We start from the raw sequence: 21,137 nt of genomic DNA, 5'->3' as shown, positions 1-21,137 counted from the left end.
ATGCATGCTGCGTTCTCGAGATTTCGCCGTTCTTCCGCACAGGGTAATCCGCGCACTGCCGGAGACTTGTGCCAGGAAGTTCCATCCGTAGACGTTGAAGATCCCAACTCCGTGGTCATGGAGATCTTCTCGGCGCGCCGCGACATGCAGAGTCTCGCTGTCATCGATGACCAGCGTCCCATCGGCCTGATCAACCGCGATATCTTCATGTCGCAAATGAGCAAGCCGTTCCATCGAGAGCTTTACGACAAGAAGAGTTGCATCGCGTTCATGGACAAGGAACCGCTCATCGTCGACGCCGACGTGAGCATCGAAGCGCTGACGTTCAGGACCGTCGAGGCCGGAGAAAAAGCGCTGGTCGATGGTTTCATCGTGACGCGTGACGGACTCTTCTCGGGTCTCGGCAGTGGTCTGCAGCTTATCAGTGCGGTCGCGGAAATGCAGGCGGAGAAGAACCGCCAGATCATGCAGAGTATCGAGTACGCCAGCGTGATACAGCGCGCCATGTTGCGTGCTTCCAGCGAGACCCTGTCGATGAAGCTGCGCGACGCGGCGATGGTCTGGGAACCTCGCGACGTCGTCGGCGGCGACTTCTATCATTTCGCGGCCTTTCCGAACGGCTGGTTTGGCGCTGTTGCCGATTGCACCGGACATGGCGTGCCGGGCGCCTTCATGACCTTGCTTGCTTCGGCGTCACTGTCGAAGGCGCTCGAACAGATCGGTCCGCGCGACCCCGCCGCGCTACTGGCGGCCGTCAATCGAAACGTCAAGGGCTTGCTTGGGCAAGTGAACAGTGCCGACGAAGGAACCCAATCCAACGACGGTCTGGATACCGCATTCTTCTGGTTCGACGCCACGGAGAGCATGCTGCATTTTGCCGGCGCGAGGATCGCTCTGCACATCCTGTCGCCCGATGCCGCGGAGTTCGAAACGATCGGCGCCGACCGCATGGGTGTCGGTTATGTGGACAGTCGCGCCGACTATGCGTGGACCTTGCGCTCGAATCCGGTCACGGCGGGTAGCCTGCTGTTCATCTATACCGACGGCCTCGCCGATCAGATCGGCGGCCCGCGCAACATTTCTTTCGGCCGGCGCCGTGCGCTCGACCTGATACTCGAAAACCGCGCCGAAACCCCGGCGACGATTTGCGAGCGCGTCCGGCTCGCGCTCGCGGAGTGGCAAGGCAAGCAACCGCGCCGTGATGACGTCACGCTTTTCTGTGCCCGCATTTAACGAATTCCCAGAATGTCCCAACTACTAGAACAAGACAGCGCCTTTTTCGAACTCGCGCAGCGGCGCAACGTGCTCTTCTATCACAAGGGCTACTTCTCCCATAACATCGTCGCGTCGATGGGCGAAGTCGTGAAACTGCAGCTCGAAGTCGCCGGCGTCAGCGGTCCTACTCGCCGCAAACTCTTCTCGTCCTTTATCGAACTGGCACAGAACATCGTTCATTACTCGTCGAACGCGCTGGAGCCCGGTGGCGAACGGGCAGGCGAGATACGCGAGGGCGCGGTCTGCATCTCCAGGCACAGCGAACATCACGTAATGTTGTGCGTCAATCCCATCGCGACCGCCGAAGTCGAGGACCTGCGAAGCAGGTTGGAGCCTCTGCGCAACATGTCACTCGAAGAAATCAAGCAAGCGTACAAGGTTTCATTGCGCACCGATGCTCCGAAAGACAGCAAGGGCGCCGGGCTCGGTTTCCTGACGATGGCGCGCGATGCGAGCGCGCCGCTTGAATTCGCTTTTCATCCGCGTGCCGACGAACCGGGCACCACGCTGTTTTGCCTCATGGCCATCATCTGAGCAGGAAGGCACACGAACAATGGAAAACCTACACATCCCCGCGACGACGACGTCGCCCGAAGTCGATTTTCGCTTCGACCAACACGCGTTGTCGATCAGGGGAGAGTCCTACCCCGAAAACGCAGCCGCCTTTTACGCGCCGATCATCGAGCAGATGCGCAAATACCTCGCCGCGAACGCCGGGGCCGAGATCACTATCGACGTCGCGCTGACGTACTTCAATAGCTCGAGTACGAAAATGCTGTTCAGCATCTTCGACGCGCTCGATCAGGCGGCGGAATCGGGAACCCGCGTGTCGATGAACTGGTATCGCGACGAGGAAGACGAGACCATTGCCGAATTCGGCGAAGAACTGAAAGCCGATTTCCGCGCGATCGAGTTCACCGATCGTCCCATTGCGCAGCAGGGAAAGTAAAGTGCGTTCGACCTCTTCCCTTGACGTGTCCTCGGGCGGCGCACCCGATCTGTTCCAGAACGAGAGCACCGCGCTGGCAAAGGCTCGGGCCATGCATTCGATCATCGATGCGGACCCCGCGCAGTATCGCCAGTCGTTGGGCGAACTCATCGAGCACTTCCAGCGCCTGATGCGCGAGACACGGCGCCTGATCGGCCACAGCGACCGGGCTGAACGCGAGATGCAGGTGCTGGCCCAGCAGTTGGCGTATCGCGCATCGCACGACGCGTTGACGGGCGTACTTAACCGCAGTGCCGTGATCGAACGGACCACCAAGATCTTGCGCATCAGTAGCGCGGTGATGATCATCCTCGACATCGACGAATTCAAGCGGATCAACGACGAGTACGGCCACCCGACCGGAGACGCGGTCATTTCGGGGGTCGTCGATTGTCTGCGCAGAATCGTCGGGGAACAAGGCTTCATCGGCCGAGTGGGCGGTGAGGAGTTCACCGTGCTGCTGCCCGGTCATGAACCGGCCAGCGGTGCCATTCTTGCCGAGCGCATGCGAGAAGCCATCAGTGACTCGCTGGTCGTTCCATCCGTCGAGCGCCGCATCACGGCCAGCTTTGGCGTCAGCATCAACGAAGTTGGAACCTGTTTCGACACCGCATATGGCCTCGCCGATGCGGCTCTGTACCGCGCCAAGCGAAGCGGGCGCAACCGCGTGGAATTTGCCGATCGATAGGTGGATAAGCAGACCCATAGCGCGCCGTTACAGGCAGATCCGGAGCGCCCTAAGGCAAGTCATGCAGCCACCTAAACATTCACTATCCGGGCGGGTCGGTGTTCGCCCGCGCCGGGTTGACGGAAAGGGAAGGGCCTTGGGACAGGAAGCAACGCGCAAAGCCGGTACTGTCATAGCCGTACTTGCCATTCTCGCTGTCATTGCGACGAGTACCTTCCTCGCAATCCGCCAGAGCAGCGAGCAGGACAGTTCGCTTCGGACGATCCAGGCTTCCGGGCGGCTGCGCCACGACCTCGACCAGGTTCAGCAAGTCATGCTCGATGAGCATGCGACGCTCTACACCTCGATCGCAACGGTGCCGCTCTACAAACGCGCCGCTTATAGCTTTCCGATGCTGGAACTGCTCGCGTTGACGCGCGACGCGCGCGAGAGCTGCAGCGAGAATCACGAATGCATATCGAGGCTGTCGGATCTGGACGACATGATCGGCAGACTTAGCGAGCTGAGCTTTGGTCTTGCGCGCAAGATCGCGGAACAACCCGGCAGTGTGGCAGTGGGCGACCCCAGACTCGAACAAATCGACGCCTATTTCTATAGCGTTCTCGAGCGGGTCGTCGACGTACGACTCGCGGCCGACGCCAAGGTCGCTTTAGTCGTCAGCCAATCCTCGTTGGATGGGAAGTGGTTTACGCGCATGCTGTTGAGCTGCGGCGTCGCTTCGGCCTTGTTGCTGCTTTCGCTGATTCACTGGAACGGGCGCATCGGAGCGCATCTTCGTCGTTCGCTCACAAGACTCGAGCATCAAGCCAGATACGACGCACTGACCGATCTGCCGAATCGGGTGCTGCTCGGCGAACATCTTTCAGAGTCGCTCGTACGCGCGGCAGCGACAGGTCAGAACGTTTCCGTCCTGTTCCTCGATCTCGATCGTTTCAAGGACGTCAACGATTCGCTCGGACACCGCATTGGCGATTTGTTGCTACAGGCCGTGGCGCGAAGGCTTCAGCGTCTGCTGCGCGCGACGGATTTCGTCGCGCGTTACGGGGGCGATGAATTCGTCATCGTCGCGGAACGGGCCGACGCGAAGCAACTCACCGAAATGCTGGACACGCTGATTCACGAGATGAGCGAGCCGTATCGCATCGGCGAGCACGAGCTTTATCTCGAAGCAAGCATCGGCGTCAGTACTTTTCCACAAGACGGCGCCCAGCCGGAACTGCTCACGCGAAATGCCGATGCCGCGTTGTACGTGGCGAAATCGCGCGGGAGAAACGGCTATCAATTCTACGAACCGGAACTGAGCCGGGCGGCCGCCGAGAAGTTACGGCTCACGACGCGACTGCGGCGCGCCGCGAAAGCCAATGAGTTGTATCTGGCGTATCAGCCGCAAATCGACATGAAAAGCGGATGCATCGTCGGTGCCGAGGCACTTTTGCGGTGGCACGACGACGAACTCGGTGAAGTCTCGCCGGCCGTCTTCATCCCGCTTGCCGAAGAAACCGGTCTGATCCAGAGCATCGGCACGTGGGTATTGCGGCAAGCGTGTCTGCAGGCGAGCGCATGGGTACGCTCGGGGCTTCCGCCCGTGCGCATATCGGTCAATGTTTCGCCACTTCAACTCGAACGCGCGGACCTTCCAGGCGTAGTGCACTCGGCACTCGACGATGCCCATTGGCCCGCCGAACTGCTGGAGCTCGAAGTCACCGAGGGCACGTTGATGCGCAACGCTGAAGAAGCGCAACGGGCTTTTGCCGAACTGCGCGAACTCGGTGTGTCCATCGCTATCGACGACTTCGGCACGGGTTATTCGAGCCTCAGCTATCTGAAACGCTTTAGCGTCGACCGCATCAAGATCGATCGCGCCTTCGTTTGCGAAATCGGCAGAGACAAGGAACTCGAAGCTCTGTCGCTTGCCATCATCGCGATTGCTGAAACGCTGAGCTTCGATGTCGTCGCTGAAGGGGTCGAGCTCGAGGTCCAGCGCGAGTTTCTGGTCCGTCACGGATGCACGGTGGCCCAGGGGTTCCTGTTTAGCCCAGCGGTCTCGCCGGAAGCTTTAGCGCAATTGCTCGGCAAGACCGCGGTCGCGTCTTCATTGAGCCTGGCGCCTTTGCGGGGATTCGCATTGTGAGTCGCAATGTATCCGCGCTGACGCACTACTTACGTTTTGTCACCAGCGCAGCGTCAACTCCTGTATTCCGCCCTACGTTAAACCGGCAGCGCTGAAATGATTCAGCCGCGACAAACGAATCCACCGATTCAATCAGGAGTCACATCATGAAGACGCTTTTCGCCGCTGTTGCTTCCGCACTGCTCGTGTCGAGCGCATTTGCTCAAACGGCCGCACCGTCTGCCGCACAACCCGCGCAAACCACGCAGCTGCCGACCGCCGGCCAGGCGAATCTGAAGGCGAGCACCGCGGTACAAGCCGGCGCGACGGACGACAGCGCGACCGCAACGAAAGCGCCCGCCGAAGGCGCTACGCAAAAGCACGTGAAAAAGACTTCCACCCATACGAAGAAGGTCCACAAATCCACGGGCAAACACACCGTGGAAACGAGCGCCGCGAAGACTAAAACGCAAAGTGCGAAGGAGGCCAGCACTGCCCCGGCGAAAGCCGACGGCGCACAAGCCGACACGACCAAAACGCAATAACGCGTGATCGGTTTCGGGGCTGACCGGCCATGCAGGTGCTGTTCAAATAGAAGTTGATCGAAGCCGGACTGTGCCGTTCAGGGAGGGCGAGTCTTACGACTCGCCTTTTTTTCTATGCGGCGTGTCATTCCCCGTCGTATCTTTTTGCCGACAGACGCGCGAATTTTTGCACCGTCTTTACTCGCGGACGACTACTCTCGAATTGTTCCAATTCACCGTCGCGTCGCACGAACGCCGCATCACATGGCTCTTACCCAATCGCTCGACAAGCTATCGCCGCAACCTGCCAGCAAGCGGGTTCAACACAGCACCGTCATTCCGTTTCCGTCGGCGCGCGCGCTTCTACTCGTGACGCTGACGCACGCTCACTTGCGCGCACTGCTTCATTCGCCGCTCGGCGTCTACGTAGTCAACACGGAAACCGTGCGCGAAGAAGACCGCGTGCAACTCGACATCGCGCGCGAAGATCTCCACTTCACGTTGCACATGCTGCTCACCACGTTGCCCGCCGCGACGATCGGTCCATTGAAACGTCGCGTCAGCCACCCGAGCGCGCGTTAAATGCGCTCGACGAGAGACTGTTCACGCAGCATGTCGGCATCGACGATTTCGATCTCCGCATAGCGCAGCTTCAACGCGCCCTGCGTCTCGAAGTGCTTGAGCACCTGATTGATCGTCTGCCGCGACAACGCGAGCATCATCGCCAGGTCTTCCTGCGGGACCTTCAGCACGCAGCGCAATGCGCCGGGTTCGCCATAGCCGCCCGCCATCAGCAACAGGCGCCGCGCGACACGCGGTGCGGCCGGCAATAGCGCGGCTTCCTCGATCGCCTCGAACGCAGCGCGTGGTTTCGCGCCGCGTTCGAGCAGCCCGGCAAGCTCCTTCGATGAAAAACGCGCTGTCATGGACGGTATCCGTGGACGATCGTTGCTGATTGTCGGCTACCCGATGGTTTGAAAATCCGCTGCCCTCGATTATGCTGACTTTGACACAGGAGCGGCCCTGATGAGAACGCTGACGCAGCAACTGACGCAATACGCGGCCTACCATCGCGACCGGCGCAATATCGCCACGCACTTCGTCGGCATTCCGATGATCGTGCTCGCGCTCGCGGTGTTGCTGAGCCGCCCGTCGTTTGGCGCCGGGATGTTCCCGGTCACGTTGTCGCCCGCGTGGTTGCTGTTCGTGGCGGCGACCGTCTACTACCTCGCGCTCGACGTGCCGCTCGGCGTGCTGATGGCCTGCGTCTCGGCGCTCTGCGTCGCGTTCGGCAAGTGGATCGCCGTGCAAACGACGCTCGCGTGGCTCGCGACCGGCATTGGGCTGTTCGTGGTCGGCTGGGTGTTCCAGTTTGTAGGCCACGTGGCCTACGAACATCGCAAGCCGGCATTCGTCGACGACGTGATCGGCCTGTTGATCGGCCCGCTATTCGTGCTCGCCGAAGCGCTGTTCGGTGTCGGCTGGCGTCCCGAGCTGCGCGACGCGATCGAGGCACAGGTAGGCCCGACGCGCATCGCTGAGCGAGCGCCGTAGTTCAGTTCGACGCGAACCGAACGAAGCGCACGCTGTGCAGCGCCGTCAGCGCGACGGCGATCCAGATCGGGACATAGGTCGCGAGTTGCGCGACGCTCAGCGTTTCGCGCAGCAGCGTGATCGACACGAACACGAGCAGCACCGGCTCGACGTAGCCGAGGATGCCGAACAACGCGACCGGCAGCAGTCGGCTCGCCTTCAGATACGAAGCGAGCGCGAGCGTGCTCAACGCACCGAGGCCCGGCAATAGCAGACACCACATTTCGGCGCGTCCGGCGATTGCTTGCAGCGAGCCGCCGCGGAGAATGCACACGGCGGCCACCGGCAGCAGCAATGCCATTTCGACGGTGAACATCGCAAGCGAATCCTGATTGATCTGACGACGCAGCACGAAATAAGGCGGATAACCGAGCGCGACGACGAGCGTCGGCCACGAGAACGCGCCCGTCACCCACAGCTCGTGGGCGACGCCAGCCGCCGCGCACGCGACCGCGAGCCACTGCAACGCGTCGAGCCGCTCGCGATAGTGGAAGCGCCCGACCAGCACCATCACGAGCGGCAGCAGGAAATAGCCGAGCGACACTTCGAGCATGCGCCCATGCAGCGGCGCCCACAGAAACAGCCATAGCTGCGCGCCCAGCAAGCCCGCGGCCACGATCATCGCGGCACCGAGCTTCGGCTGCGTCATCATTTGGACAACCAGCGCGCGCAGAATCGGCAGGCGCTTGCGCAGCGCGACGAGCAGCAGCGCGCCAGGCACGGTCCACACGATGCGCCACGCGAAGATGTCGAGGCCCGACAGCGGTTTCAGCAGCGTCGCGTAAGCGGACAGCAATGCGAACATCGCCGACGCGCCGACCGACAATGCGATCCCGCGCCTGAAGTCGTTGTGATTCATTGCGCGGTCGGGGATCGGTGTGACGCGTGGGCTTGCGGCGCGCGACGCAGGCTCGCGGCGTTCGTTGTAGTCATGAATATGATGTCTCGTGAGCAGGCGGCCACGCGGGCAAAGCGGCAGACGCTGCGTTGTTGTTCTGAAGCGGCGGTGCAAAACCGTAGGAAAACGGGCATTCTAGACGGGTTATTCGCCGACGGGATTGCGCTTTTTCGTCAGTCGGCTGCAATTAGTCGTGCGCGTCGCGCGTCGATGCACTAGAACATAACTTCGTGCGCCGCGGCCGGCGAAGCCATTTCCGGTTCGTCCTCGCCTCGCGCGAATCTTGCTACCCAAGATTTGCACGCTGTGGCCGCACCACTCGCGACAACGACGTCTACAGCGGCACGCAACGAGCAGCACCCACGAGCCGGGTCGGCGAATGCAGCCTCGAGCGCAGTCTGTCAGGCCGCCACGAATCACCGCCCGCGCATCTCGCCCACGGCATGCCTCAACTGCGTTTCATCGCGCATGCCACCGCCCGGCAGCAATCCCGCTCATCGAATGTGACTACTGGAGCCAGCATGACCCAGCCAGCCCTATCGCTCAGCAACTCGCCTTCCGAACTGCGTCGCGCCTTCGCCGCCGACGTGTACGCCGGCCTCACCCATACGCCGCAAAAAGAGCTGCCGTCGAAGTATCTGTACGACGAGGTCGGTTCCGCACTTTTTGAAGTGATTACCGTATTACCCGAATATGGCGTCACGCGCGCCGAAGAACGTCTGCTCGCGAAGCACGCGGCCGATATCGTCGAGCATTTGCCGCATGACGTAACGGTCGCCGAACTCGGCAGCGGCAGCGGCCGTAAAACGAGGCGCATTCTCGAGGCGCTGTGTAAAAAACGCCCTACTTCCTACTGCCCGATTGAAATTTCGCGCAGCGCGTTGCAGTTGTGCCGGCGCGAACTCGGTGACATCGAGCGGATTTCGATCGTCGGTTATGAGCGCGACTATCTGGCCGGTCTCGCCGAAGTGAGCCGGCAGCGCGCGCCCGGCGACCGCTTGCTCGTGCTGTTTCTCGGCAGCACGATCGGCAACTTCGGCAGGCTCGCGGCGACGCGCTTTCTGCGCGAGATCCGCAACATGCTCGCGCCCGGCGACGCGCTGCTGCTCGGCACCGATCTGATCAAACCCACGCCGGTGCTGGTCGCAGCCTACGACGACGCGATCGGCGTAACCGCGTCATTCAATCTGAACCTGCTCGCGCGGATCAACCGCGAACTCGACGGCGACTTTCCGCTCGATGAATTCGAGCACGTGGCGCGCTTCAATCCGGACGCGCGCAGCATCGAGATGCATCTGCGCGCGAAGCGCGATATCACCGCTCACGTGCGCGCCGCAAAGCTGACGGTGTCGCTGAAGGAAGGCGAGACGATCTGGACCGAAAGCAGCCACAAGTATCGCGCGGAAGAATTGCCCGCGATCGTCGATGGCGCCGGCTTCGTGTGCAGCCATCAATGGATCGAGGATGAGTGGGGATTCGCGGAGAGTTTATTGGTGGCCCGGTAGGCGCTGACCACGCGGCAAATAACGACCGATAAAGGCATAAACGAAAAAGCGGCGCGCCCTCCTCTGGTCGGCGCGCCGCTTTTTTAACTCGCGCGGCTCGAGCTCAATGCTGCTCGAAGCGGTCGTAACGCCTGTCCGTGGGGCGCTCCTCGCCTCTCACTTCGGTCACGCGCGCCGCCGGCGGTCCGTGACGCAGCCACGACAACATCCGGTCGATCTGATTGGCCGGTCCCTGCAACATCGCCTCGACCGAACCGTCGTCGCGATTCGCGACCCATCCCTTGATGCCGAGCGCGTGCGCCTGGCGCACCGTCGCAAGCCGAAAGCCAACGCCCTGCACGGTGCCGCGCACCCGCGCGTAGTACGTTTCGATCCGCTCATCCAGATCCGGGGCCATGCCGCTACCTCCTTTTAATGCCTGACAGTCTTTCAAGCCGGCATTCTAGTCGCGTCGCGGCGAGCGTGCTGGAGAACGCCCATCCTTTGCGCGCGCCACGTACAATCCGTCGACCGTCACGCAGGAAATGGAAACAGAATGACCGAACAGCATCGCGATCTCGTGCTCGTGACCGGCGCGTCCGGCTTCGTCGGCTCGTCGGTGGCGCGCATCGCGCAGAGCAAGGGCTTTCGCGTACGAGTGCTGGTGCGCGCAACGAGTCCGCGCAAGAACGTCGAATCGCTCGACGCGGAAATCGTCGTCGGCGACATGCGCGACGAAGCATCGATGCGCAACGCGCTGCGCGGCGTGCGCTATCTGCTGCACGTGGCCGCCGATTATCGGCTGTGGGCGCCGGACCCCGGCGAGATCGAGCGCGCGAATCTCGAAGGCACCGAGGCGACGATGCGCGCGGCGTTGAAGGAAGGTGTGGAACGCATCGTGTATACGAGCAGCGTCGCCACGCTGAAGGTGACGAGCTCCGGCCAGTCCGCCGACGAAACCTCGCCGCTTCGGGCCGACCAGGCGATCGGCGTCTACAAGCGCAGCAAGGTGCTCGCCGAGCGCGCGGTCGAGCGCATGATCGCCGAGGACGGTCTGCCCGCGGTGATCGTCAATCCATCGACGCCGATCGGCCCGCGCGACGTGAAACCGACGCCCACCGGACGCATCATTCTGGAGGCGGCGCTCGGCAAGATTCCCGCATTCGTCGATACGGGGCTGAACCTCGTGCACGTCGACGACGTCGCCGCCGGTCATTTCCTTGCGCTCGAACGCGGCAAGATCGGCGAGCGCTATATTCTGGGCGGCGAAAATCTGCCCTTGCAGCAGATGCTCGCCGATATCGCGGCGTTGACAGGCCGCAAGGCACCAACACTGAGCCTGCCGCGCTGGCCGTTGTATCCGCTCGCGATGGGCGCGGAAGCGGTCGCCAAATTCACGAAGCGCGAACCTTTCGTCACCGTCGACGGACTGAAGATGTCGAAGAACAAGATGTATTTCGCGTCGGCGAAGGCGGAACGCGAGCTGGGGTATCGGGCGCGGCCTTATCGCGAGGGGCTCGCCGATGCGCTCGAATGGTTCCGGCAGGCGGGGTATCTGAAGCGGTGATCAAGGGATAAGTGAAGGGCTGAACAGCGGCCGTAAGCATTTTGTTACAAGTCCCGCGCCGGCGACGGGTCCAAGCCCGCGCGCAGCAGGTAAAATCGCGGGTCCTACCTGAGAAACCTCGCATGAATCTTCACGAACAGCTCGGCGCGCTGGAAATGGGCGTCGACCAGCTCATTCAGGCTGTCGTGGCCACGCAGGCCGAGAACACTCCCGAGACAAGCGCTGACGCTGCGGCATCGCCCGCAGCGGTGGAGCATGCCGCGCACGAAGCAGCGGCGCAAGCGGCAGCGGAACAGCACGCGAGCACCGAAGCAAACGCAGAAGCAAACGCAGAAACGAACGCCGAAGCGATCGATAAGCCGGCCGCCCCGCAATTCCAGCCGACGCTCGAAATCAACCGCCCCGCGCGCGACGAAATCACGATGACGATCGGCAACCAGACCGTCGCGCTACGCCCGGACCAGATCAGCCGGCTGATCGAGGAACTGTCGAACGCACGGGCGTCGATGACGCCGGAGCAGCCGCAAGGCATCCCGCCGGGCTGGCAATTCGTCTCGACGAAGAATCCGATGATGGCCGTGCAGAAGCAGTCGAACGGCGACCGCTTGCTGGTGATGCGCCACACCGGCCACGGCTGGGTGCCGTTCACGTTCTCGCCGGACATCGTGATCCAGATGTACATGATGCTGACGAACGCGTGATGAAACGCGCTACGTAGAAAAAGCGGCCTGGAGCCGCTTTTTTTACGTCTGCCTTCTGCATCCGACGAGCGCTTCGGCCATCGCCAGACATCAGCGCTCCTGCACTGGTGCCTGCACGCGCGCCTTCCACTGCCCACCCTTGCCACGCCAGTAGCGCACCGCCGATGCGAACGTTGCGCCGACATAGAACAGCGCCACGAGCGGCAGAAACGGCGCCCACAGCGGTGAGCGCCGGTAGTAGACGAGCATCGGCGCATACGCGCAGCACATCGCCGCCCACGCGATCCAGGCCGGCCAGCCGAGCGGCCCGAGGATCAACGCCGCGACCGGCGGCAACAGATAGATGATCGCCATGCCGACGAGCGTGCCCGCGAGCAGTAGCGGCGAGTAGCGCAGCTGCGTGAACGCGGTGCGCGCGATCATGTTCCAGATGTCGCGCCAGCTGTCGTAGGGACGCAGCGAGACGCTCTTCGCCGCCACATCGAGCCGGATCGGATGACGTCCGGTGCCACGATGCTTGACGCGCGCGGCAAGACTGCAATCGTCGATCAGCTCGGCGCGAATCGATTCGATGCCGCCCGCTTCCTCCAGCGCCGCGCGGCGCACCAGCATGCAGCCGCCCGCCGCGGCCGCGGTGCGGTTGCGTGGATTGTTGACCCACGCGAACGGATACAGCTTCGCGAAGAAGAACACGAAGGCCGGAATCAGCGCCTTTTCCCAGAGCGAATCGCAGCGCAGCCGGACCATCAGCGAGACGAGGTCGCGCTTTTCGGCATCCGCGCGCGCGACGAGCTGCGTCAACGCCTCGGCGGGATGGCCGATGTCGGCATCGGTCAGCAACAGGAATTCGGCCGGCAGATCGAGCGTGCGCACCGCCTCGACGCCCTGCGACTGCGCCCACACCTTGCCGGACCAGCCCGCGGGCAACGGCTTCGCGCTCAGCACGGTGAGGCGTTCCGGACATTGCAGCCGCAGCGCTGCGGCACGCGCGGCGTCGGCGGTGCCGTCGGTGCTGTGATCGTCGACGACGATCACGTGGAACGCGCCTGCATAGTCCTGCGTGAGCAGCGACGTGACCGCCTCGGCGATCACGTCGACTTCATTGCGCGCCGGTACGACGGCCGCGACGGCCGGCCATGCGTCGCGTGCCGCGATGGCCAGCGGCGCGGCTGGGCGCGCGCGCCAGAAGCCGCCACGCGCGAATAGCAGCACGCACCAGATCAGCAGGGAAACACACGAAAGAATGAACAGGACCGCCGCCATTAAGCATTACCCTCGATTGAGCGCGCCGCCATGCCGACGCGTCTGGATAGTCGCATTTTCAGGGTGCGCGCCGCCACCACGCACCAGTCGAACAGATTGAGGACCGGGCGCGCGCGGAACACATCGTAATCCGCGCGCTCGATGCGCTCGAGAAACCGAAAGCCTGCATGCACCGCGCCGCACAGCTCGATGCCGAGCCGCCCCGGCATGCGCAGCGCGAGCGGTGCGCCGCGGACCAGCGTGGCGCGCACGAACGCGATTTCATACGCCATCAGCGCGCGCCACGCATCGTCGACGACACCATCGGCAATCTGCGCCTCGGTCACGCCGAAGCGGCGCAAATCGGCTTGCGGCAGGTACATGTGCTGTCGTTGCCAGTCGGCGGCGACGTCGAGCCAGAAGCTGATCAGCTGCGACGCCGTGCAGATCGCGTCGGCGTCGGCAAGATTGTGCGGCGTCGCCGCGCCAACCAGATGCAGCAGCAGATGCCCGACCGGATGCGCCGAGCGGCGGCAATAGTCGACGAGCGCGGCGCGATCCGCATAGCGATTGGTATCGATGTCCTGCGCGCAGCCCTCGAGCAGATCGTAGAACGGTTCGAGCGGCAGCTCGTATTGCGCGATCACGCCAGCGAGCTTGCCGAACAACAGCGCATGCACGGGCGCGGTGCGCCGTTGCGCGATCGCTTCGAGCCCGGCGCGGAAATCGGCCAGCCGGGCATGCCGCTCGGCGGCGCTCCACTGGCCTTCGGCGGAGATATCGGCCGCAGTGCGCACGACCTGATAGATAATACCGACAGGCGCGCGTAGGGCCTTAGGCAGCAACACGCTCGCGATCGGAAAGTTTTCGTGCTGATCGACGTCCATCCAGCGAGCCTCGAAACTATTCTGTAATGCAGCGCGATGTCCGCGCCGCGGCAAGGATCGGTAGTTTAAGGGTTCCGCCGTGACGGTGCAGTGTGCGGTCATGGTCGGGCGCGTTACGAGGCAATCCCGCGCTGGCTCCTTACATCTTCGTAACGCTCGCCGCCCCGGTCGTCCGCGCGGCCCAGCGGCTGCGGCAAGCGGCCAACACACGGGCCACAGCAAAAAGCAAAGTGGCCCCGATAGCGTTAGAATGCGCGTTTGGTTTTGCTGTACCGGCCGGTCGCCGGGGCTCAAGACGTCAACTAATCAAGATGGGCGCGGCGATAAAGTCGGTTTCACGACTTCTTCGAAACCCGCGTTAGTCGGAGTTCGCCAACTTATGCGAGTCATCCTTGCTCAGCCGCGCGGCTTTTGTGCGGGCGTTGTCCGCGCAATCGAAATCGTCGATCGTGCGTTACAGCAACACGGCGCACCGGTGTATGTCCGCCACGAGATTGTCCATAACCGTCACGTGGTCGACAATCTGCGCCAGAAGGGCGCGCGTTTCGTCGAGGAACTCGATGAAGTGCCGCAAGGTGCCGTCGCGATATTCAGCGCGCATGGTGTTGCGCAAACCGTCGAACGTGATGCCGAAGCGCGCGGCCTCGACGTGCTCGACGCGACCTGCCCGCTCGTGACCAAGGTGCACGTACAGGGTCGTCAGTACGTGGCCGCCGGCCGCACGCTGATCCTGATCGGCCACGCCGGCCATCCCGAAGTGGAAGGCACGATCGGCCAGATTCCCGGCCGGGTGTTGCTCGTGCAGAGCGAGGCAGAAGTCGCGAAACTCGAGTTGCCGGTCGATGCGCCGCTCGCCTACGTGACGCAAACCACGTTGTCGGTCGATGACACGCGCGGCATCATCGACGCGCTGCTACGCCGCTTTACCGACATGGTCGGTCCCGACACGCGCGACATCTGCTATGCAACGCAGAACCGCCAGGCGGCGGTGCGCGAGTTGAGCAAAGAGGTCGACGTGCTGCTGGTGGTAGGCGCGACCAACAGCTCGAACTCGAACCGGCTACGCGAAATCGGCAGCGAGAGCGGCGTGGCGAGCTACCTCGTCGCCGACGGCTCCGAAGTGAAGCCCGAATGGTTCGCCAACGTGCACACGGTCGGCATCACGGCCGGCGCGTCGGCGCCCGAAGAAATGGTCGAAAACGTAATCGATGCGCTACGCGCATGGGGGCCCGTCGATGTCACGACGATGGCGGGCCGTGAAGAAAAAGTCGAATTCAAGTTGCCATCGAAGCTGATGCAACCACTCGCTGCACGCGAAGTTTAAGGAGGACGCCTTGTCTATTCCGCTGCTACAGAAAGTCCGCGTCGGCGCATACATCATGCGCCAGCATCTCTCCGGCAACAAACGCTATCCGCTCGCCCTGATGCTGGAGCCGCTGTTTCGCTGCAATCTCGCCTGCAATGGCTGCGGCAAGATCGACTATCCGGATCCGATTCTGAACCAGCGTCTGTCGCTGGAAGAATGCCTGCAGGCCGTCGACGAATGCGGTGCGCCGGTCGTGTCGATCGCGGGTGGCGAGCCGCTGCTGCACAAGGAAATGCCGCAGATCGTCAAGGGCATCATGGCGCGCAAGAAGTTCGTGTACCTGTGCACGAACGCGCTGCTGATGGAAAAGAAGATGGACGACTACGAGCCAAATCCGTACTTCGTGTGGTCGGTTCATCTTGACGGCGACAAGGAAGCGCACGATCACTCGGTGTCGCAGGAAGGCGTGTACGAGAAGGCCGTGGCCGCGATCCGCGAAGCGAAGCGCCGCGGCTTCCGCGTGAACATCAACTGCACGCTGTTCAACGACGCGCAGCCGGAACGCGTGGCGAAGTTCTTCGACACGTTGGGCCCGATGGGCGTCGACGGCATCACGGTATCGCCGGGTTATGCGTATGAGCGGGCGCCGGATCAGCAGCACTTCCTGAACCGCGACAAGACCAAGCAACTGTTCCGCGAAATCTTCAAGCGCGGCAACAACGGCAAGAACTGGTCGTTCAGCCAGTCGGCGATGTTCCTCGACTTCCTCGCGGGCAACCAGACCTACGAATGCACGCCGTGGGGCAACCCGGCGCGTACCGTGTTCGGCTGGCAAAAACCGTGCTATCTGGTCGGCGAAGGCTACGTGAAGACCTTCAAGGAACTGATGGAAACCACGGACTGGGACAAGTACGGCACCGGCAACTACGAGAAGTGCGCGGACTGCATGGTCCATTGCGGTTTCGAAGCGACAGCCGTGATGGACACGGTTGCGCATCCGCTGAAGGCGCTGAAGGTCAGCATGCGCGGCCCGAAAACCACGGGCGCGTTCGCGCAGGACATTCCGCTCGACAAGCAGCGTCCCGCCGAGTACGTGTTCTCGCGTCACGTCGAGATCAAGCTCGAAGAAATCACGCGCGCCGGCAAGGGCAAGAAGGTGGAGACCGCGACGGCCGCGCACTGAGGCGTTCGACAGGAGAGCGGCCGCGCGCCGCCTCTGTATTGCGCATGATCGTTAAGCGCAAGCAGCTCGAAAAAAGAGCGCGGTGGCCAATCAAGGCCACCGCGCTTTTCTTTTACCGATTAAAACCTCCGTCGACCGACCCGCTTACGCGCCGCGCGCATTATGCGCAGTCAGGAATTTGATCAGCCCGTCGATGCCGCCTTTGGCGATCTGGTCGGCGAACTGCGTCTGATACACCTGGATCAGCCACGCGCCCATCATGTTGATGTCGTAGATCTTCCAGCCCGACGGCCCCTTGGTGAGCCGGTAGTCGATCGCGTCATCGCCGCCGTTGCTGATCACGTGCGATTGCACGACGATGTCGGTCGCGCCGCCTTCGCTGACCGGCGCAAACTGGAACTTCACGTCCTGGTCGCGCAGTTGTGACAGCGATGCGGCATAGGTACGCGTGAGCAGCAGCGTAAACTGCTCGTACAGTTGTTTCTGCTGCTCCGGCGTCGCGGTCGCCCACGGCTTGCCTACCGCGATACGTGTGGTGCGCTGAAAGTCGGTGGCGGGCAGGAAGTGCGTCTGGACGACCTGGGTGATCTTCGCCATGTCGCCGCCCCGCGCCTGCGGGTCAGCCTTCATTGCGCTCACCGTGCCCTGGACTGCACTTTTTACCACCGCGTCGGGTGCGCTCTGCGCAAACGCCGCCGTGGACACCACGGCCGCAGCCACAAAAGCAGTCAGATATCGTTTCATACGCTTGTCACGACTCGAAAGAAGTAGCGCCGACGGGCCGCAGCCCCGCGGCTAAAGAGGGGTACACCAGTATAGCGGGGATTACGTTCCCATCCGGACGAAGCCGTCAGGAGCCGTACTTGCTACCGAAGTCGGGCTTGCTTGCCCGGGCTCTGTATACTTATGCACCTTCGTCAAAAACAACATCCGTGATAAGGCCACGTCCGCCTACATGCTGAAGTCATCTATCGTCCGTCTCGTCGCGTATTCGGTGCGTCATCCGCTGAGGATCATCGCGCTGTCGATCGTGCTCGCTGTCCTGAGCGGCATATACGTCGCGCATAACTTCAAGATCAACACGGACATCAGCCGTCTCATCGAGACCGACAAGCAATGGGCGGCAGTCCAGAACGCGCTCGACGCCGCCTTCCCCGACCGTGGCGACACCGTGCTGGTGGTGGTCGAGGCGCGCGCGCCCGAATTCGCCGACGCCGCCGCCAACGCGCTGACCGCCGCGCTCAGAGCCGATCCGAAGGAGTTCACGTCGGTCTCGCAGCCCGCCGGCGGCCCGTTCTTCGAACACAACGGCCTGCTGTTTCCGTCCACCGACGAGGTGATGTCCACCACCTCGCAACTCGTGCAGTCGCGCCCGCTCGTCAATCAACTTGCGCATGATCCGAGCCTGACCGGTCTCGCCGGCACGCTGAATACGACCCTGCTGCTGCCGCTGCAACTCGGCCAGGTCAAACTCCCTGACATGAGCCGGCTGCTTGCGCAAAGCGCGAACACGCTCGATCGCGTGCTGGCCGGCCAGCCCGCCGCGTTCTCGTGGCGCGCGCTCGTCGATAAAAGCGCCGCCACCGATCCGGCGCGTTCGTTTGTCGTCGTGCATCCGGTCGTCAACTACGACGCGCTGGAGCCGGGCGCGAGCGCGTCGAGGGCGATTCGCGCAACCGCAGTCTCGCTGCATCTCCAGGAGCGCTACGGCGCGACGGTCCGCCTGACCGGCGAGCAGCCGCTCGCCGACGAGGAGTTCGCGTCAGTGCAGGACGGCGCGGTGCTGAACGGCATCGGCACTTTCATCGTCGTCCTGATCATTCTGTGGCTCGCGCTGCGCTCGGGCCGCATGATCGCGGCCGTGTTCATCACGCTGTTCGTCGGCCTCGCGATCACGGCTGCGCTCGGCCTGTTGATGGTCGGCGCGCTCAACATGATTTCGGTCGCGTTCATGGTGCTGTTCGTCGGGCTCGGCGTCGATTTCGGCGTGCAGTTCGGCGTCAAGTATCGCGAGGAGCGCAACCGCGACGACCGGCTGTCGGCCGCGCTGATGCACACCGCGCACAGCATCGGCGTGCCGCTCACGCTCGCGGCCGTGGCAGTCGCGCTGAGCTTCTTCTCGTTCCTGCCGACCGCTTATCGCGGCGTGTCGGAGCTTGGCCAGATCGCGGGCGTCGGCATGTTCGTCGCGTACTTCACCAACATGACCTTGCTGCCAGCGCTGCTGAAGCTCTTCAATCCGCCGGGCGAAGTCGCCTCGCCCGGTTTCAAGCAGCTCGAGCCCGTCGACGACTTCCTCGACCGCCATCGCAAGCCGGTGTTGATCGGCACGCTGCTCGTCGTGATCGGCGCGACACCGCTGCTCACGCACCTGCGTTTCGACTTCAATCCGCTGCATCTGAAGGACCCGCATACCGAGTCGTTGGCAACGTTGCTGTCGCTGAAGGATTCGCCCGAAGCCGCGGTGAACAACGTGCAGGCGCTGGCGCCGTCGCTTGCCGACGCCGACGCGATGGCCGAGCGACTGCGCAAGCTGCCGGAAGTGGGCCGCGTCAACACGCTGAGCACCTTCGTGCCGGCCGACCAGCAGCAGAAGATGATGCTGATCGCGAGCGCCGCGCAACAGCTGCTGCCGGCGCTGCAACAGCAGCCCGCGCCGCAAGCCACCGACGAGTTGCGCGTCGCCGCATTGAAGCGCGCGGCGAATCAGTTGTCGCTCGCGGCCGAGGACCATCCGGGCCCGGGCGCGGCGGACGCGCAGCACCTGTCCGCGACCTTGCAAAAGCTCGCCGCCGCCGACGTCGCCACGCGCGATCGCGCCGAAGTCGCGATGTCCGACACGCTGCGCATCGCCTTGAAGCAGCTTGAGAACCTTCTGCAGCCGACCGAAATAACCCAGCAGACCCTGCCGCCAGGCATCACCGCGATGTGGATCGGCAAGGGCGGTCATGCGCTCGTCGATATCGCGCCGAAGGTGCCCCCCGGCGTCGATCCAAACGACGACCAGATGCTCGCGCGCTTCGCGCACGCGGTGAAGAGGGCGGAGCCGGGCGCGATCGGCGGACCGATCTCGATCCTGCATTCGGCCAACACGATCATCAAGGCGTTCCTGCAGGCGGCCGTCTATGCGCTGCTGTCGATCGCCGTGCTGCTATGGATCGCGCTGCGCCGTGTCGGCGACGTGCTGCGCACGCTGGTGCCGCTGCTGGTGTCCGCGATCGTCACGCTCGAGCTGTGCGTGGTATTCGGCATGCCGCTGAACTTCGCGAACATCATCGCGCTGCCGCTGATGCTCGGCGTCGGCGTCGCGTTCAAGATCTACTTCGTGATGGCGTGGCGCCACGGCCAGACCGGCCTGTTGCAGTCGAGCCTCACGCATGCGGTGCTGTTCAGCGCCGCCACAACGGCCACCGCGTTTGGTAGCCTGTGGCTGTCGCACCATCCGGGCACGTCCAGCATGGGGAGGCTGCTCGTGCTATCGCTGTTCTGCACGCTGGTCGGCGCGGTGGTTTTCCAGCCGGTACTGATGGGCAAGCCGCGTCAACGTCGCGGGAAGCAAAAAGGAATATAAGCATGAAGCTGCGTAACACCGCGCTGGCGCTCACCGCCGCGGGTCTCATTTCCGGCTGCGCGACCGCTCCGGACCGCAAGCCGGGCGATCCGTTCGAGCCGGTGAACCGGGTGATCTTCAATTTCAACGATGGAGTCGATCGCTATATCGCGGTGCCGGTCGCGAAGGGCTACCAGAAAGTGACGCCGCAGCCGCTGCGCACCGCCGTCAGCAATTTCTTCTCGAATCTGGGCGACCTCACCAACGCCGCAAACGCGCTGCTGCAATTGAAGATCACCGATGCGACCGAAGACATCATGCGCTTCGCGTTCAACTCGGTGTTTGGGATTGGCGGCCTGCTCGACTGGGCGACGCCGGCCGGTCTGCCCAAGCACCATCAGGACTTCGGTCTGACGCTCGGGCATTGGGGCATTCCGTCGGGTCCGTATCTGGTGCTGCCGCTGTTCGGGCCGAGCACGGTGCGCGACAGCATGGGGCTCGTCGTCGATGTGAAGTTCAATCCGCTGAACTATATCGAACCCGCGACCCGCAATCCGCTGTACGTGCTGCAGTTCGTGAGCACACGTTCGGATCTGCTCGGCGCGACCAGCCTTCTGGAGCAGGCCGCGCTCGACAAGTACTCGTTCGTTCGTGATGCCTATGTGCAGCAGCGCCTCGCGCGGCTGCGGGGCACGAGCAATAACCCTCCGCCGCTGCCGAACTACGACGATCACGGTGATACGGGCCCGGCTGCTGCCCCAGCGGCAGGCGCGCCGGCGGGCGGCCTGCCGAATTTCTCCGATCCGGGCGATGTGGGCGAGACGCCCAATGGCGCTTCGGGAGCGGGCGGCGCGGCCAAGGGCGCGCCCGGCGCGCTGCCGAATTACAACGATCCGGGTGAGTCCTCGCCGGCGCCCAATGGGGCTTCCGGCGGAGCGACCAGCGCGCCCAGCGGGGATCTGCCGAACTACACCGATCCGGGTGACAGTGGCGCGGGCGCTACCGCAGCCGTGCCTGCTGAGCCGGCGTCGGCCCCGCAATAGCGCTCCAGGAGATCTGGGAACCGGCCGCCGCGCCGGCCGTGTCCTGGCGCTTCAGTCCCGCACTACAAGGCACAGCGGACGCCTTCGATGGGTGCCCC

General features: G+C 63.2%; 21 protein-coding genes and 1 pseudogene. 15 read left to right on the top strand and 7 right to left on the bottom strand.

The features are described from left to right. Nucleotides 1-117: 117 nt before the first annotated feature. The 4 genes from OKW44_RS13005 to OKW44_RS12990 are packed head-to-tail and all read left to right on the top strand — an operon-like array spanning nt 118 to nt 2,951. Nucleotides 118-1,233 (top strand): SpoIIE family protein phosphatase, encoded by a 1,116-nt coding sequence (locus OKW44_RS13005; protein WP_018423979.1) that lies wholly within the window; start codon nt 118-120, stop codon nt 1,231-1,233. A gap of 12 nt (nt 1,234-1,245) precedes the next feature. Continuing rightward, a complete protein-coding gene (locus OKW44_RS13000) occupies nt 1,246-1,809 on the top strand; it encodes a SiaB family protein kinase (RefSeq protein WP_018423980.1) in 564 nt (187 codons plus the stop codon). Nucleotides 1,810-1,828: 19 nt separating this feature from the next. Further along, complete coding sequence (locus OKW44_RS12995; RefSeq protein WP_018423981.1) at nt 1,829-2,224, top strand: DUF1987 domain-containing protein; 396 nt, start codon at nt 1,829-1,831, stop codon at nt 2,222-2,224. A gap of 1 nt (nt 2,225) precedes the next feature. Next, nucleotides 2,226-2,951 (top strand): GGDEF domain-containing protein, encoded by a 726-nt coding sequence (locus OKW44_RS12990; protein ID WP_026226442.1) that lies wholly within the window; start codon nt 2,226-2,228, stop codon nt 2,949-2,951. A gap of 82 nt (nt 2,952-3,033) precedes the next feature. Here OKW44_RS12990 and OKW44_RS12985 read toward each other — a convergent pair whose 3' ends face one another. After that, nucleotides 3,034-3,279 carry a hypothetical protein gene (locus OKW44_RS12985; RefSeq protein WP_239499235.1) on the bottom strand — a complete coding sequence of 82 codons (246 nt, stop codon included), beginning with the start codon at nt 3,277-3,279 and terminating at the stop codon, nt 3,034-3,036. On the opposite strand from OKW44_RS12985, the gene OKW44_RS12980 reads away from it, so the two are divergent. The 3 genes from OKW44_RS12980 to OKW44_RS12970 all read left to right on the top strand — a co-directional run bounded on the left by OKW44_RS12980 (nt 3,265) and on the right by OKW44_RS12970 (nt 6,167). After that, nucleotides 3,265-5,082, top strand: coding sequence for a putative bifunctional diguanylate cyclase/phosphodiesterase (locus OKW44_RS12980; RefSeq protein WP_239499236.1), 1,818 nt, complete (start codon nt 3,265-3,267; stop codon nt 5,080-5,082). The two genes, OKW44_RS12985 and OKW44_RS12980, sit on opposite strands and share 15 nt — an antisense overlap. Nucleotides 5,083-5,228: 146 nt before the next feature. Then, on the top strand, nt 5,229-5,606 hold the full coding sequence (locus tag OKW44_RS12975; protein ID WP_018423984.1) for a hypothetical protein: 378 nt from the start codon (nt 5,229-5,231) through the stop codon (nt 5,604-5,606). Between the two features lie 243 nt (nt 5,607-5,849). Then, nucleotides 5,850-6,167: a hypothetical protein gene (locus OKW44_RS12970; RefSeq protein WP_018423985.1), complete on the top strand. Its 318-nt coding sequence runs from the start codon at nt 5,850-5,852 to the stop codon at nt 6,165-6,167. Here the strand turns inward: OKW44_RS12970 and OKW44_RS12965 are convergent. Next, nucleotides 6,164-6,457, bottom strand: a pseudogene (locus OKW44_RS12965) (helix-turn-helix domain-containing protein); the annotation flags it as partial. The gene OKW44_RS12970 and the pseudogene OKW44_RS12965 sit on opposite strands and share 4 nt — an antisense overlap. A gap of 154 nt (nt 6,458-6,611) precedes the next feature. On the opposite strand from OKW44_RS12965, the gene OKW44_RS12960 reads away from it, so the two are divergent. Beyond that, nucleotides 6,612-7,139, top strand: a complete 528-nt coding sequence (locus OKW44_RS12960) for an Mpo1 family 2-hydroxy fatty acid dioxygenase (protein WP_018423987.1) — start codon at nt 6,612-6,614, stop codon at nt 7,137-7,139. A gap of 1 nt (nt 7,140) precedes the next feature. Here OKW44_RS12960 and rarD read toward each other — a convergent pair whose 3' ends face one another. Then, on the bottom strand, nt 7,141-8,037 hold the full coding sequence (gene rarD, locus OKW44_RS12955; protein ID WP_018423988.1) for an EamA family transporter RarD: 897 nt from the start codon (nt 8,035-8,037) through the stop codon (nt 7,141-7,143). 560 nt (nt 8,038-8,597) lie between these two features. Between rarD and egtD the strand changes: the two genes are divergently transcribed. Beyond that, on the top strand, nt 8,598-9,581 hold the full coding sequence (gene egtD / locus OKW44_RS12950; RefSeq protein WP_018423989.1) for an L-histidine N(alpha)-methyltransferase: 984 nt from the start codon (nt 8,598-8,600) through the stop codon (nt 9,579-9,581). Between the two features lie 103 nt (nt 9,582-9,684). On the opposite strand, the gene OKW44_RS12945 is transcribed toward egtD, so the two are convergent. Beyond that, nucleotides 9,685-9,978, bottom strand: a complete 294-nt coding sequence (locus OKW44_RS12945) for an acylphosphatase (protein WP_018423990.1) — start codon at nt 9,976-9,978, stop codon at nt 9,685-9,687. Nucleotides 9,979-10,116: 138 nt separating this feature from the next. Here OKW44_RS12945 and hpnA point away from each other — a divergent pair, with 138 nt between their 5' ends. Both hpnA and OKW44_RS12935 read left to right on the top strand, forming a co-directional pair. Next, nucleotides 10,117-11,127, top strand: a complete 1,011-nt coding sequence (gene hpnA, locus OKW44_RS12940) for a hopanoid-associated sugar epimerase (RefSeq protein WP_018423991.1) — start codon at nt 10,117-10,119, stop codon at nt 11,125-11,127. Nucleotides 11,128-11,249: 122 nt separating this feature from the next. Next, entirely contained in the window at nt 11,250-11,828 is a 579-nt protein-coding gene (locus OKW44_RS12935; RefSeq protein WP_018423992.1) for a hypothetical protein, read from the top strand. Nucleotides 11,829-11,918: 90 nt separating this feature from the next. On the opposite strand, the gene OKW44_RS12930 is transcribed toward OKW44_RS12935, so the two are convergent. Together OKW44_RS12930 and hpnC are read right to left on the bottom strand one after the other, a co-directional pair. After that, nucleotides 11,919-13,091 (bottom strand): glycosyltransferase, encoded by a 1,173-nt coding sequence (locus OKW44_RS12930; protein WP_018423993.1) that lies wholly within the window; start codon nt 13,089-13,091, stop codon nt 11,919-11,921. After that, a complete protein-coding gene (gene hpnC / locus OKW44_RS12925; protein ID WP_018423994.1) occupies nt 13,091-13,957 on the bottom strand; it encodes a squalene synthase HpnC in 867 nt (288 codons plus the stop codon). The genes OKW44_RS12930 and hpnC overlap by 1 nt, the downstream gene beginning before the upstream one ends. 379 nt (nt 13,958-14,336) lie before the next feature. Here hpnC and ispH point away from each other — a divergent pair, with 379 nt between their 5' ends. Both ispH and hpnH read left to right on the top strand, forming a co-directional pair. Beyond that, nucleotides 14,337-15,281, top strand: a complete 945-nt coding sequence (gene ispH / locus OKW44_RS12920) for a 4-hydroxy-3-methylbut-2-enyl diphosphate reductase (protein WP_018423995.1) — start codon at nt 14,337-14,339, stop codon at nt 15,279-15,281. Nucleotides 15,282-15,291: 10 nt separating this feature from the next. Then, nucleotides 15,292-16,446 carry an adenosyl-hopene transferase HpnH gene (hpnH, locus tag OKW44_RS12915; RefSeq protein WP_018423996.1) on the top strand — a complete coding sequence of 385 codons (1,155 nt, stop codon included), beginning with the start codon at nt 15,292-15,294 and terminating at the stop codon, nt 16,444-16,446. Between the two features lie 144 nt (nt 16,447-16,590). On the opposite strand, the gene OKW44_RS12910 is transcribed toward hpnH, so the two are convergent. After that, a complete protein-coding gene (locus tag OKW44_RS12910) occupies nt 16,591-17,190 on the bottom strand; it encodes an MlaC/ttg2D family ABC transporter substrate-binding protein (RefSeq protein ID WP_018423997.1) in 600 nt (199 codons plus the stop codon). A 211-nt stretch (nt 17,191-17,401) separates the two neighbouring features. Here OKW44_RS12910 and hpnN point away from each other — a divergent pair, with 211 nt between their 5' ends. Then, nucleotides 17,402-20,017 (top strand): hopanoid transporter HpnN, encoded by a 2,616-nt coding sequence (hpnN, locus tag OKW44_RS12905; protein WP_018423998.1) that lies wholly within the window; start codon nt 17,402-17,404, stop codon nt 20,015-20,017. A gap of 2 nt (nt 20,018-20,019) precedes the next feature. Further along, nucleotides 20,020-21,039, top strand: coding sequence for an MlaA family lipoprotein (locus OKW44_RS12900; protein WP_018423999.1), 1,020 nt, complete (start codon nt 20,020-20,022; stop codon nt 21,037-21,039). Nucleotides 21,040-21,137: the final 98 nt, after the last annotated feature.

Source organism: Paraburkholderia lebeckiae, from assembly GCF_050436325.1.
Classification (GTDB): Bacteria; Pseudomonadota; Gammaproteobacteria; order Burkholderiales; family Burkholderiaceae; genus Paraburkholderia; species Paraburkholderia tuberum.
The sequence above is the reverse complement of the archived record's forward strand: the minus strand, read 5'-3'. Positions and strand labels throughout refer to the sequence as shown.